Origin of the sequence: Thermaerobacter subterraneus DSM 13965, assembly GCF_000183545.2 — a bacterium.
Lineage (GTDB): Bacteria > Bacillota > Sulfobacillia > Thermaerobacterales > Thermaerobacteraceae > Thermaerobacter > Thermaerobacter subterraneus.
The window spans coordinates 2,215,322-2,228,151 of sequence record NZ_JH976535.1 but is presented as its reverse complement, the minus strand read 5'-3'; the positions used below and the strand labels follow the sequence as shown (position 1 = coordinate 2,228,151).

The 12,830-nt window shown below is 71.1% G+C and carries 13 protein-coding genes; 9 read left to right on the top strand and 4 right to left on the bottom strand.

Annotation, left to right across the window (positions count from 1 at the left end; translation table 11 throughout):
* The first annotated feature begins 321 nt into the window (after window positions 1-321).
* Window positions 322-915: a PIN domain-containing protein gene (locus tag THESUDRAFT_RS15305; RefSeq protein WP_423219085.1), complete on the top strand. Its 594-nt coding sequence runs from the start codon at window positions 322-324 to the stop codon at window positions 913-915.
* On the opposite strand, the gene THESUDRAFT_RS09055 is transcribed toward THESUDRAFT_RS15305, so the two are convergent.
* From THESUDRAFT_RS09055 to THESUDRAFT_RS09045, 3 genes are all read right to left on the bottom strand, one after another.
* On the bottom strand, window positions 912-1,592 hold the full coding sequence (locus THESUDRAFT_RS09055; protein ID WP_040826438.1) for a tyrosine-type recombinase/integrase: 681 nt from the start codon (window positions 1,590-1,592) through the stop codon (window positions 912-914). The two genes, THESUDRAFT_RS15305 and THESUDRAFT_RS09055, sit on opposite strands and share 4 nt — an antisense overlap.
* Window positions 1,593-1,619: 27 nt before the next feature.
* Complete coding sequence (locus THESUDRAFT_RS09050) at window positions 1,620-1,874, bottom strand: site-specific integrase (protein ID WP_040826436.1); 255 nt, start codon at window positions 1,872-1,874, stop codon at window positions 1,620-1,622.
* Between the two features lie 90 nt (window positions 1,875-1,964).
* On the bottom strand, window positions 1,965-2,231 hold the full coding sequence (locus tag THESUDRAFT_RS09045) for an AbrB/MazE/SpoVT family DNA-binding domain-containing protein (protein ID WP_006904482.1): 267 nt from the start codon (window positions 2,229-2,231) through the stop codon (window positions 1,965-1,967).
* A 151-nt stretch (window positions 2,232-2,382) separates the two neighbouring features.
* On the opposite strand from THESUDRAFT_RS09045, the gene THESUDRAFT_RS09040 reads away from it, so the two are divergent.
* The 6 genes from THESUDRAFT_RS09040 to THESUDRAFT_RS09020 all read left to right on the top strand — a co-directional run bounded on the left by THESUDRAFT_RS09040 (window position 2,383) and on the right by THESUDRAFT_RS09020 (window position 6,486).
* Window positions 2,383-2,742 carry an AbrB/MazE/SpoVT family DNA-binding domain-containing protein gene (locus THESUDRAFT_RS09040; protein WP_006904481.1) on the top strand — a complete coding sequence of 120 codons (360 nt, stop codon included), beginning with the start codon at window positions 2,383-2,385 and terminating at the stop codon, window positions 2,740-2,742.
* 3 nt (window positions 2,743-2,745) lie between these two features.
* A complete protein-coding gene (locus THESUDRAFT_RS09035; RefSeq protein WP_006904480.1) occupies window positions 2,746-3,180 on the top strand; it encodes a PIN domain-containing protein in 435 nt (144 codons plus the stop codon).
* A 288-nt stretch (window positions 3,181-3,468) separates the two neighbouring features.
* On the top strand, window positions 3,469-3,870 hold the full coding sequence (locus tag THESUDRAFT_RS13020) for a hypothetical protein (RefSeq protein ID WP_242823303.1): 402 nt from the start codon (window positions 3,469-3,471) through the stop codon (window positions 3,868-3,870).
* A 484-nt stretch (window positions 3,871-4,354) separates the two neighbouring features.
* Window positions 4,355-5,425 (top strand): uroporphyrinogen decarboxylase, encoded by a 1,071-nt coding sequence (gene hemE, locus THESUDRAFT_RS09030; RefSeq protein WP_006904478.1) that lies wholly within the window; start codon window positions 4,355-4,357, stop codon window positions 5,423-5,425.
* 142 nt (window positions 5,426-5,567) lie between these two features.
* A complete protein-coding gene (locus tag THESUDRAFT_RS09025) occupies window positions 5,568-5,999 on the top strand; it encodes a BrxA/BrxB family bacilliredoxin (RefSeq protein ID WP_006904476.1) in 432 nt (143 codons plus the stop codon).
* Window positions 6,000-6,012: 13 nt separating this feature from the next.
* Window positions 6,013-6,486 (top strand): OsmC family protein, encoded by a 474-nt coding sequence (locus THESUDRAFT_RS09020; protein WP_006904475.1) that lies wholly within the window; start codon window positions 6,013-6,015, stop codon window positions 6,484-6,486.
* A gap of 198 nt (window positions 6,487-6,684) precedes the next feature.
* On the opposite strand, the gene THESUDRAFT_RS09015 is transcribed toward THESUDRAFT_RS09020, so the two are convergent.
* Window positions 6,685-7,575: a sulfite exporter TauE/SafE family protein gene (locus tag THESUDRAFT_RS09015; protein WP_006904474.1), complete on the bottom strand. Its 891-nt coding sequence runs from the start codon at window positions 7,573-7,575 to the stop codon at window positions 6,685-6,687.
* A gap of 420 nt (window positions 7,576-7,995) precedes the next feature.
* Here THESUDRAFT_RS09015 and dnaE point away from each other — a divergent pair, with 420 nt between their 5' ends.
* Window positions 7,996-11,652: a DNA polymerase III subunit alpha gene (gene dnaE / locus THESUDRAFT_RS09010; RefSeq protein WP_006904471.1), complete on the top strand. Its 3,657-nt coding sequence runs from the start codon at window positions 7,996-7,998 to the stop codon at window positions 11,650-11,652.
* A gap of 319 nt (window positions 11,653-11,971) precedes the next feature.
* Entirely contained in the window at window positions 11,972-12,490 is a 519-nt protein-coding gene (locus THESUDRAFT_RS09005) for a phosphatidylglycerophosphatase A family protein (protein WP_006904470.1), read from the top strand.
* Window positions 12,491-12,830 lie beyond the last annotated feature (340 nt).

Sequence of the window (12,830 nt, the reverse complement as noted above, 5' to 3'; positions counted from 1 at the left end):
AGAAGCTCGGCGTGACCGCCCCAGCGGGCGCCCCCCTTCCGGCCGGTGACTGCCTAAAGTTTCGGTAGGTGCAGGTGGGGGAAAGGCGAGACTTTCGGGCGCTAACGGCCCAACAATGACAAAGCTACAGGCGCGGAAGGGTCATCGTTACCCTTCGGGATGCTATAGTGCCTACTGCGTGTATGCGGACGATACAGTTGAGGTTGCAGGAGCGCTGGAGGGGAGGGTGTGCCGGTTCCTGGCCGACGCTCTTGAGCGGGCCGCCGGCGAATACGCCGAAGCCTGGCGCGAGAGCCAGCCTCGGTCGCACCCAGATGCGGCGTGGCGGGAAGCGGCGCCGGCGAGGGACGCGTCGTGACGGAGCGGTGGCTACTCGATACCAACCTCATCATCGATCTGCTTGCGCCCGATCAGGCGCCGAGCGACGCGGTGCGGGATCGGGTACGGGCGCTCTTTGAGCGAGCAGCCCGGGGCGCGGTGACCCTGGTCGTGACGCCGCTCGTGGTGTTTGAGACCTTGCTCGTGCTTTCCGGGTTCGACCTGAACGCCCGCGAAGCGGCCGGCCTTGTCGAGCGGGTGCTCGCCTTGCCCGGGGTGGAGTGTGAGGACGAGGAACACGTTCTGTATGCCCTGAGCCGGTATTCGAGGAAGCTCGACTTCGTGGACGGCTACCTTGCCTCGCGGTCCCAGACCGAGCCTTTCCGGGTCGCCACCCACCACCTCCTGGCGGTGGGCAACCCGCAGCTTGCCCCGCTCAGCCAGCGTCTTCATCCAGGCTGCCGACCGCAGTTCGGAGAACGTCACCTGCTCATCCAGCTCGAAGCCGCTCCGGATTGCCTCTCGGAGCTTCTCTGTCAACATCCCGGGCCTACCTCCCATGCCTCTGGATCACGCCCACCCTACTTACCGGCTTAGCGGATCTTCTCCACGGCCTCCCGTAGTCGCCGCTGGGCCACGTGGGCGTAGATCTGTGTCGTGGCCTGTGTCGTGGCCACCGTGGCATGACCGAGCAGGTCCTTGATGACCAGCAGGTCCACGCCCGCCTCCGCGAGTCGCGTCCCAAACGTGTGCCGGAGTTTGTGGGCGCTGGCCCGCCAGAGCCCGGCCCGGACCAGGTGGCGCTTGACGGCGACCTGGGCCGCATTCTTGGTCAAGGGCTGGCCGGTGAGCGTCCACCAGACCGGATCCTGCGGCGCCTTCGGCTTCTTCCGGCCGGGCCAGGTCGCAAGGTAGCGCAGCAGGGCTTCCTTCGTCCGGCGGTGGAGGGGGAGGAGGCGTTCCTTGTCGCCTTTGCCGATCACCCGCAGGGTGTCCTCGTCAAAGTCCACGTCCCCGTATCGCAGCCCCACGGCCTCGCTGATCCGCAGCCCCTGACAGAGTAGCGTCGTCACCAGGGCGTGGTCCCGTTCCTTAAGCCGGGCATGGTGGGCTTTCTGCCGGGGCGTGAGGCCCTGATCGGAGAGGACGGTGCGCAGAAGCCGCTCGGCCTCGGTCTCGGCGAGATAGACCGGAAGCCGCTTGTGCCGCTCGCCGCGAACCGGCCGTTCCAGGCCCGCAAAGGGGTCGCGGGGGAGAACGCCTTCGGCGACCATCCACCGGAACCCGCCGCCCACCGTGTTTCAGCGCCGGTCCCGCGTGGAGGGCGCCAGCTCCCGATCGGCCAGATGCGCGAGCCAGCGGCGGGCGCCGTCCCGGTCGAAGCCGGCCAGGTCCGCGTCGGTCAGGTCCTCGGGATTCTTGCGGAGCCGGCCCGCGAGCCCGCGGCAGAAGTCGGCCAGGTCGCGGCGGTACTCCTCAAGGCTCGAAGTCCGCAGGCCCCGTTCGACCCGCTTCGTTTCGAGGTACTGCTCGGCTCGTTCGGGGAGTGGCGTCAAAGGACAAGAGCCTCCTTCAGTCCATCTCAGCGACCGCTCAAACCTTTGCGTCCGGCCTGGCGGCCCTGGCTGGCCGCTGCCGGCACGGACTTACGGACTTTCGAAGGCCTCTTCGGCCAGGGCACGCTCCATCGCATCCCGGGCCGACCGCATGTTGAACCCCTCGGCGTCGATCCGCGGGAAATCGAGAAGGGACTGCCGGGAGAGCACACGGACCTCAAAGTGCCCCGGGTCCCGCGCTTCGAGCAACAGGACATCGCCCGGCTTGACGCCCACCGCCTTGCGGAAGGCGGCCGGCAGCGTGAACTGCCCTCGGCCCTGGACCCGTACGACCGCCACGGCTCGTCGCAGGTTCACCCGTTTTCCCTGCCTGGACCGATTATCGCATCGGAGCCGGTGTGCCGACCATGGAGGCTGTAGCCCTTGCCGGCCGATTAAAATCGGACGAACACGCATAGACTCCGAACACAAAGAGAATCGTTTGAGTTCCTCCTGCGGAGGTGGTAGCATGGGGACGCGAGGTGATCGCGCCGTGGCCATCGTGAAGATTCTGCAGAGGGGGCAGATGACGCTGCCCAAGGCTATCCGTGAGCGCGTGGGGCTGGAGGAAGGGGACGACGTACTCGTGTACGTCAACGGCCAGGGGGAGATCGTGCTCTACCCGCTGCCGCGGCCGCGGAGCCTCAAGGAGCTGGGCAACGTGCTCAAGATCGACCGGCCCGTCAGCCCGGCGGAGGCGCGGCAAGCCATTCGCGAGCACCGGGCCCGCCGGTGGGCCGAAAAGGACGGCCTTGAAGCTGCGGGGACGCAGGGACTGGCGCAGGCGGCCGCAGGCGGGGAACCGGCCGCAGAGCGGGTGAGGGAATAGCCCGTGAGCACCTGGTTGCTCGACGCCAACGTCGTCGTGTATTGCCTGGCCCGTGAGCATATCCTGGCGAACCCGCAGGCCGCGCACCTTCACGAGCGGCTCGAGGTGCTCGACCGGGCCCTGGAGCGGGCCATTGCCGCCGGGCACCGGCTGCGGATCACGCCGGTGGTCGTGGCCGAGACGCTCTACGTCCTGGAAGGCGCGTACGGCTACAGCCCTGCCGAGGCGGTCGCGGCGCTCCTTCAGTTTGTCCGGGCCCCGGAGGTGGACGTGGAAGACGAAGAGGCCGTCCTGGCCGGACTCCGCCACCATGCGGCGGGGCAGCTCGACTTCGTGGACGGCTACCTGGCGGCCCGGACGGCCGACGAGGACGTTTTCCTGCTCACCAACGATCGCGCCATCGCGAGGTTCACGGACGCCCGCGTGGTGCAGTGGTAGGCCCCGTCCCGAGGCGAGCCTGATGGCCGGGAATCGCAGCAAAGGAGGTGGGCTTGGGCATGGCCACGGGGCAGGTGATCGGCCCGGCACGGGTCCAAGCAGAAGGCCGCCTCCAAATCCCGGCGGCGCTCCTCGAAGCCCTGGGGATCCGGCCGGGCGATGGGTTGTTGTTTGAAGCAGTGGGACCGGATGAGGGACGGTTCTGGGTGATCCGGTCGCAACCGCGCCTCTCCCAAAAAGGGGATCAGGAATGTCGAGAGGGGATCAGGAATGTCGAGGCTGAAACGGGTGTACTGGCTGGCGGGTTTGATCCTCGTGCTGACCGTGGCTGCATTCGGGCTGCCCCTGCTCTTCCCGGATACTACAAGCAGCGACATATCTGACCCAGAGCTTCATCGGGAAGCGGTCCATCGCCTGCGTGTCGAAATCGATTCAATCTACAAGATCAATCCAGCGTACCTGCAGATCATTGAAGTGCGACTCGCGAGTGAGCAACCACCCATCGAACCCGAAGGAGTGGGCGTCTGGCGTACCCTCTTCGGTATACCGGTGGGTGTGGTTGAGTATAAGCTGCCAGACGTAGAGTTCAACCTGAACACTTCACGCCTAGGTATTGTGTGGGGTTCGTTCCTGTTGATACAGACTTTACTTGCGCGCCAGTTGGTCGTGGCATGTAGACGAGCCCACTAAACGTAGACAGGCTCAGTCTGCGCGTATGCATCGAACGGTTGGCCATGCACTTGCCCCGTTGTCGTGGACAGTTACAGGGCTGCAGGATCAAGGGCTGGCCGGCCAGGATCAACCGCCCGTTGCAAGGCGAATACCCCTGCCTCTAGGTCGACGCCAGCGGCAAGATAAAGGCAATGCGCCGGATTAGTCTGGTGATTGCCGGCCGGTCAACGGGTCCGCCCTCCATGCCGAAGGGCACGCCCAGCGTGGGGGACAGGTCCGACAAGAGCAGAAGTGGACACCGCGACTCCGCGGCGTCCCGGCGAAAGGGCCGCTGGCGACAAGGGTTTCCGTCGCCTGTCCAGGTGGTCAGGGCGTGGTGCCAGTCGATGGGCGATCAAGCGGTTACCCACCGACGGGAGACCCTGGCTGGTTCGTCCGGCGGGCGGCAGGCTGCGGGGTGCTACAATGGCAGTAGATCCGCCGGCAGCCAGGAGGGGTTCCGTTGACGCCCAGCCAGCGCTTCCTCGCCGCCTGCCGCCGCCAGCCCGTCGACCGGACGCCCGTCTGGTTCATGCGCCAGGCGGGCCGGATCTTCCCGGAGTTCCGGGCACTGCGGCGGCAGTACGGCTTCGTCGAGCTCATGCAGCACCCGGACCTCTGCGCCGAGATCACCGTGATGCCCGTCGAGCGGCTGGGGGTCGACGCGGCCATCCTCTTCGCCGACATCATGACGCCGCTGGCGCCCCTGGGCGTCGACTACCGCATCGAGCCCGGGGTGGGGCCCGTGGTGGGCCAGCCGCTGGCCGCGGCGGCCGACCTGGGGCGGCTGCGGCGGTTCGACCCGCGGGAGGAACTGGCCCCGGTGCTGGAGACGGTGCGGCTGGTCCGGCGGGCCCTGGGCGACCGGGTTCCCCTGATCGGGTTCGCCGGCGCGCCCTTCACCCTGGCCTGCTACCTGATCGAGGGCCGGCCGTCGCGGGAATTCCACCGGGCCCGGGCGCTGATGTATGGCGATCCCGCCTTCTGGCACGGGCTGATGGAGCGGCTGGCGGAGACGGTCCTCGACTACTTGCGGGCCCAGGTGGAGGCCGGGGTCCAGGCGGTGCAGCTCTTCGACTCCTGGGTGGGCGGCCTGGGGCCGGCGGCATACCGCCGGTTCGTCCTGCCCTACTCGAGCCGGGTGCTGGAGGGGCTGGCCGACCTGGGCGTGCCGCGGATCCACTTCGGCACGGGGAACGCGGCCCTGCTGCCCCTGATGGCCGAGGCGGGCGCCGAGGTGGTAGGGGTCGACTGGCGGGTCGACCTGGATCGGGCCTGGGAGGCCATCGGCCCGGACAAGGCGATCCAGGGCAACCTGGATCCCGCGGCGCTGCTGGCCCCCTTCGACCAGGTGGAAGAACAGGCGCGCGACGTGCTGCGGCGGGCGGCGGGGCGGCCCGGGCACATCTTCAACCTGGGCCACGGCGTGCTGCCCGAGACGCCCGTCGACCACCTGCGGCGGCTGGTGGAGCTGGTCCACCGGGAGACGGAGCGGCCGGCGGAAGCGGAGGCCCGGCCGGCGGCGGGGGTCTAGGGGCCGGTTCCAGGGTCCAGGGGTTGGACCGGAAGGGGGGTTGGGCGAACCCGTTGCCGCCGCACCGCAGCGCCAGCAGGTCGCCGGGCCGGGACCGGGCGGGCCCCCGGGAAGGACCGGCCGGGGACAGGGAGGGATCGCCATGAGCATGGAGATGCTCGACATGTTCTTTGCGCCCATGCGGGAGGAACTGGTCCGCCTGGGCTTCACCGAGCTGCGGACGCCGGAAGAGGTGGACGCGGCCATGGCGGAGGCGGGCGACGACGAGACCACCCTGGTGGTGGTCAACTCCATGTGCGGCTGCGCCGGCGGCATCGCCCGGCCGGCGGTGGCTATGGCCCTGGAGCATGAACGGCGGCCCCGGCGGTGGCTGACGGTCTTCGCCAGCCAGGACCGGGAGGCCACGGCCCGCATGCGGGAGTACTTCACGGGTCAGCCGCCCTCCTCGCCGTCCATCGCCCTGCTCAAGGGCCGGCAGCTGGTCTACATGCTGCACCGCAGCGACATCGAGAACCGCACGGCGGAGGAGGTGGCCGCCGACCTCAAGGCCGCCTTCGACCGCTTCTGCGCGTGACGGAGGCATGCCCATGCGGCACGGAACGGTGCGCTGGAAGGGCGGGAGCCGCTACGTCGGGGCCAACGACCTGGGCCTGGAGGTGCCCTTGCAGGGGGCGCCCCGGGAGGGCGAGCGGCGGGAGGCGCCGTCGCCCAAGGACCTGGTGCTGCTGGGGCTGGGCGGCTGCACGGCCATTGACGTGGTGGAGATCCTGAACAAGATGCGTCAGCCCTTGGGCTCGCTGGTCATCGACCTGGAGGCGGAGGAGCCCGAGGAGCACCCCAAGGTGTTCCGGCAGGTGCGGCTGGTGTACCGCCTGGAGGGCCACGGCCTGGATCCCGAGCGGGCCGTCCGGGCGGTGACCTTGAGCCAGCAGAAGTACTGCGGCGTCAGCGCCATGATCGGCCGGACCGCGGCGATCCACTACGCCGTGGAGGTCAACGGCGAGCGGGTGTACGAGGGCACGGCCGGCCTGGCGGCGGCCGGTACGGCCGACGGCAGCTGACCCGGCTGGTCCGAATCCGGCGGGCCCCGGGCGATCCGGTGCGCGGAGCCCACCGGGGCGGCTTGGTGAAGGAAGAAGCGGCGCGTCGCCCCGAGCACCCGGCGCTCGGGGCGACGCGCCGCATTGGCACCGCGGCGGCCCCGCCGTGCGGGGGCGGCTCCGGGGCGGCTTCAAGGGGGCAGCTCGGTCCGGGGCGGATCAATCCGTGGCGGGGTGCTGGACCTGGGAGGCGGCCTGCCGCCGGCTGCGCAGGGCGGCCTGCACCAGGAGCCCCAGGCAGACGGCCGCCACCAGGGCGTAGGCCAGCAGCCGGGTCAGGCCCGTGATGCCCGCAGCCCCGAAGAGGGTGCGCAGGTTGACCAGCAGGACCGCGGTCCCCACCATCACGCCCAGCACCTGGGCCGGCAGCCTGCGGGCCATCCAGGCCGCCAGGGGCGCCGCCACGGCACCTCCGGCCACCAGGGCGGCCACCTGCAGCCACGCCACCCCCTCCCAGCCCAGGGTGAGGGCGAAGCCCAGGGTGGCCGACACCGCCACGGCGAACTCGGCGATGGACACCGACCCCACCACCTGGTGGGGCGGCAGGTCGCCGCGCACCATGAGGGCCGGGGTGGCGATGGGACCCCAGCCGCCGCCGCCCGTGGCGTCCAGGAGCCCCGCCACGAACCCCAGCGGCATCACGTACCGCAGCCGCAGCCGCGGCGGCCGCCGGTGGCGCGGCATGGCGGCCAGGGTGAACCGCACCAGGATGTACACGCCCAGGACCAGGAGGAACCCGGCCACCACCGGCCGCACCCGCTCCGCCGGCAACGAGGCCAGCAGCACCGCACCGAGGAACGCCCCCACCGCCCCCGGCAGCACCAGGCCGCGAACGGTGGGCCGGTGCCAGTTGCCCATGCGCCAGTGGGCGAGACCCGACACGGCGGTGGTGATGGTCTCGGCCAGATGGACCGACGCCGAGGCGGCGGCGGGCGCCAGGCCGTAGAGCAAGAGCAGCGACGACGAGGTCACCCCGTAGGCCATGCCCAGGGCCCCATCCACCAGCTGGGCGATGAGGCCCACCAGGGCGAACGCCAGCAAGCGCTGCAAAGGGCTGCACCTCCCCAGGCGACGGGTTTCAGGCGGTGGGACCGCCGGCCGCCCGTTGCCCGCGGGCGCCCGTCCCGGCCCGGCCGGGCGCCGCGGCCGGGCGGGCCGGGCGCGCGTCACGGACCACCCTATGGACCGCCCGCAGCGCCGGTGCGTGTCCGGAGCGCCCAACGGTCGCCCGGGCCGGCCGGAATGCCCCGGAACTCCGATGGGCTTCGTCGTGGCCAAGCGGCGGCCGGCAGGGAGTGGGCTCTACCTGCGGGCGGCCGCAGGCTCAAGGGCAGGGGCCGGGGCCGGGGGTGCAGCGGTGGTGGGCGGCGCGGGCGGGCCGGGAACCCCGGCCCGAGGCGAGGGGGCCGCCAGGAGCCTTCATGGCCCGTGGCGAAGGTGGACAGGAACCGGTCGAACGGAGGGGTGGCGATGGAACCCTTCGTCCACCTGCACGTCCACAGCGAATACAGCCTGCTCGATGGCGCCGCCCGGGTCGGCGAGCTGGCCGCGCGGGCGGCCGAGCTGGGCATGCCCGCCCTGGCGCTGACGGACCACGGCGTCATGTACGGCGCCATCGACTTCTACAAGGCGTGCAAGAAGCACGGGATCAAGCCCATCATCGGCTGCGAGCTGTACCTGGCCCGGCGCACCCGGCACGACCGGGAGCCCAAGCTGGACGACCAGCCCTACCACCTGCTGGCCCTGGCCCAGAACGAGACGGGCTACCGCAACCTGATCCGCATCGTCTCCCGGGCCTATGCCGAGGGGTTCTACTACAAGCCGCGGGCCGACCGGGAACTGCTGGCCCAGTACAGCGAGGGCCTGATCGTCACCTCGGGCTGCATCGGCAGCGAGATCCCGCGGCTGCTCCTAGAGGGGCGGGAGGAGGAAGCGCTCCAGGCCGTGCGCTGGTACCTGGAGGTCTTCGGCGACCGCTTCTACTTCGAGATCCAGGACCACGGCCTTCCCGAGGAACGCAGGGCGTACGCCCGCATCCTGGAGCTGGCCCGGCGCTTCGACGTGCCGGTGGTGGCGACCAACGACGTCCACTACTTGAACAAGGACGACGCCGCCGCCCACGAGGTGCTGCTCTGCATCCAGACGGGCAAGACCCTGGACGACCCGAACCGCATGCGCTTCGAAGGGCCGGAGTTCTACCTCAAGACGCCGGAGGAGATGGCCGCCCTGTTCCGGGACGTGCCGGAGGCCCTGGCCAACACGGTCAAGCTGGCCGAGCGCTGCCAGCTGGAGTTCGAGTTCGGCCGGTTCCTCCTGCCCCACTACGAGGTGCCGGAGGGGCACGACGCGGCCTCCTACCTGCGCTACCTGTGCGAGAGCAAGCTGCCCGAGCGTTACCCCAACGCGGGCAGCGAGGTGCGGGACCGGCTGAACCACGAGCTCGAGGTCATCACCCGCATGGGCTACCCGGCCTACTTCCTGATCGTGTGGGATTTCGTGGACTACGCCCGCCGCAACGGCATCGCCGTGGGCCCGGGCCGCGGCTCGGCGGCGGGCAGCCTGGTGGCCTACGTGCTGGGGATCACCGACATCGATCCCCTGCGCTACAACCTGCTCTTCGAGCGGTTCCTCAACCCCGAGCGGGTCACCATGCCCGACATCGACATCGACTTCGACGACCACCGGCGCGACGAGGTCATCGAGTACGTGGTGCGCAAGTACGGCCGGGACCGGGTGGCGCAGATCATCACCTTCGGCCGCATGCTGGCCCGGGCGGTGATCCGCGACGTGGGCCGGGTGATGGGCCTGCCCTACGGCGAGGTCGACAAGATCGCCAAGATGGTCCCGGCCCAGCTGGGCATCACCCTGGACCAGGCCCTGGAGTCCAGCCCCGAGCTCAAACAGGCCTACGACCAGCAGCCGGTGGTGCGCCAGCTGGTCGACATGGCGCGCAAGCTGGAGGGGATGCCCCGCCACGCCTCGGTCCACGCCGCCGGCGTGGTGATCGGCCGCGACCCGCTGATGGAACACGTGCCCCTGCAGCGGATGCAGGACGGTTCCACCGTCACCCAGTTCCCCATGACCACCCTGGAGGAGCTGGGCCTGCTCAAGATGGACTTCCTGGGCCTGCGCACCCTGCACGTGATCCAGGAGACCGAGCAGATCATCCACCAGACGGGGGCCCGGGACGTGCTGGCGGAAGAACCCGGCCCGGCCGGGCCGGGCGGAGCAGGCGGCCCGGCCGGCGCGGGCGGCGCGGGTGGTGCGTCGGGGGAGGTTGGCAAGGATGGCCCGCGCGGCGCGGGCGGGGCGGGTGGCGGCCCCGGCGGCGACGGTACCGCCGCCCGCCGGCCCTTCCGGGTGCGGGACATCCCGCTGGACGACGCGGCGACTTTCGAGGCCATGAGCCGGGGCGAGACGGCCGCCATGTTCCAGGTGGAGTCGTCGGGTTTCACCCAGATGCTGCGCTCCCTCAAGCCGTCCAGCATCGAGGACCTGATCGCCGCCGTCGCCCTGTTCCGGCCCGGCCCCCTGGGCAGCGGCATGGTGGACGACTTCATCAAGCGCAAGCACGGCCAGGTGCCGGTGGAATACCCGCACCCGTGGCTCGAGCCGATCCTCAAGGAGACCTACGGGACCATCGTCTACCAGGAGCAGGTCATGCAGATCGCCAGCGTGATGGCCGGCTTCACCCTGGGCGAGGCCGACCTGCTGCGCCGGGCCATGGGCAAGAAGAAGCCCGAGGAGATGCAGAAGCAGCGGGAGAAGTTCCTGGCCGGGGCCGCGGCCAAGGGCATCGACGCCGAGCTGGCGGGCCGCATCTTCGACCTGATGGAGTACTTCGCCGGGTACGGGTTCAACAAGAGCCACTCGGCGGCCTACGGCTACCTGGCCTACGTGACCGCCTACCTCAAGACCCACTACCCGGCGCCGTACATGGCCGCCACCCTGAGCAGCGTGATGAGCAACTCCGACCGGGTGGCGGAATATATCGCCGAGTGCCGCCGCCTGGGCATCCCGGTGCTGCCTCCCGACGTCAACCAGAGCGAGGCCCGCTTCACCGTGGTGCCCGACCCCGGCGCGCCTGGCGGCCAGGCGATCCGCTTCGGCCTGGCGGCGGTGAAGAACGTGGGCTTCGGGGCCATCGAGTCCATCGTCGCCGCCCGGCAGGAGGGCGGGCCCTTCCGCTCCCTGGACGACTTCTGCCGCCGGGTCGACCTGCGCCAGGTCAACCGCCGTGCCCTGGAGAGCCTGATCAAGGCCGGGGCCTTCGACAGCCTGGGCGAGCCCCGCGCCCGGCTGGTGGCGGGCCTGGAAGAGGTAATGAACCGGGCCCAGCGCTGGCACAAGGAACGGGAGACGGGCCAGGTGTCCCTGCTGGACCTGACGGCGGCCCTGGTGGGGGCAGGCGGCCGCGGCAGCGGCGGTGGTGGAACCGGCGCCGGCGCCGCCGCCGCCGACCTGGAGGTCACCGAGCTGCCGCCGGTGGACGAATGGCCTCCCAACCGCAAGCTGGCCATGGAGAAGGAGGTGCTGGGCCTCTACCTGTCGGGCCACCCCCTGGCCCACTACCAGCGGGAGCTGGCCCGGCGGGTCACCGCCACCACCCGCCAGCTGGCGGACCGGGAAGACGGCGCCCGGGTCCAGGTGGGCGGCCTGGTGCAGGGCGTGCGCCGCATCACCACCCGGGGCGGCGATTTCATGGCCTTCGTCCAGCTGGAAGACCTGGAGGGAACGGTGGAGGTGGTGGTCTTCCCGCGGACCTACGCCGAAGCCGCCGAAGCCCTGCAGGAGGATGCGGTGATCGTCGTCCGCGGCCGGGTCGACCGCCGGGAGGAAGAGGAGCCGCCCAAGGTGGTGGCCGAGGAGATCTGGCCGCTGGTGACGGGGAAGCGGCTGGTGGTGGCCCTGCCGGACGGCGGGCCCGACGCCGTGGAGGGCGTGCTGGCCCGGGTGCGCGGCGCCTGCCAGCGCCATCCGGGCACCTCGCCGGTGGTGCTGGTCTTCCCGGGGCGGGGCCATGCCCTGCAGGTCGATGCCCAGTACTGGGTGACGCCGCGGGCGGAGCTCCTGCAGGACCTGGCCCGGGTGGTGGGCGACAGCGGGTTCTACCTGGACGATCACTGACCGCCGGGCGGACCGGAACATCGCGGGCCGGCCGGCGACATGGGAGGTGGCTGGCCGCCGGCGGCATGGCGGGTGCGGTCCGCTGGTGAGGGGATCCGGGCATGGGGCACGGTCCTGCCCCTTCGCCGCGGCCCCCGGGCGGGGGCCGGCCGGAGCGGTCCCCCGGGACGGTCTCCGCCTCCGGCGACAATGGAGGCCGGCAGCAGTGAGGCAAGGGGGGGCCCAGTTCCACGGACAGCGGTTGCCACGGACAGCAGTTTGCGCGGAGCAGCGATAGGCAGCGATCGGGCGAGGGAGGAAGCGGGGAGGAGGGGTCGGGTTGGCCGAAAGGGCGCCAAAGGTCTCCGAGCCGGTCCGCCTGCGGGTGGACCACCGGGCCGAGGTGATCCGCCGCCTGGAGCGGCGCGGGGTCACCCTGCGGGACATCGCGGAGATCGTCCTGGCCATCCAGGAGAAGTACGTGCCGGGCATCACCCTGGAGCAGTGCCTGGCCAGCGTGGAAGCGGTGATCGCCAAGCGGGAGGTCCAGCACGCCCTGCTGACGGGCATCGCCCTGGACGAGGCGGCGGAGCAGGGGCTGCTGGAGGAGCCGCTGCTGTCCATCCTGCGCACCGACGAGCCGCTCTACGGCGTGGACGAGGTCCTGGCCCTGGCCATCACCAACGTGTACGGGTCCATCGGGCTCACCAACTTCGGCTACCTGGACAAGGTGAAGCTGGGGGTCATCGAGCGGCTCAACAACGAGAAGAGCCAGGGGCGGGTGCAGACGTTCCTGGACGACCTGGTGGCCGGCGTGGCGGCGGCTGCCGCGGCGCGGATCGCCCACAACGAGCCCTGATGCTGCTCGGGTGAGCCCTGTCGCAGCCGGGGCCGGACCGTGGCGCCGGCCCCGGCTGCCGGGACGGGGCCCCGGCCCGGGCCTGCCGCGGCGGCGCGGCCCGGGCCGGCCGGAAGGAACCCGGGCCCGGCCCGCAGGAGGGAACCCGGGCCGGGCGGGGAAATGGGCACCAGCCGCCCTCGCGGAATCCGCCGGGGGCCGGGAGGTCGGGCCGGCCGCCGGAGGCTGGGGGCGGGGCGTGGAAGCCCGGCCGGCTTCTCGGGACGGCCGGGGGCTTGCGGCTTGCGGGGCGGCGGGGGCGCATGGCCCCCTGGGCGGCCAGTAAGGAGGGTGCCGGCAG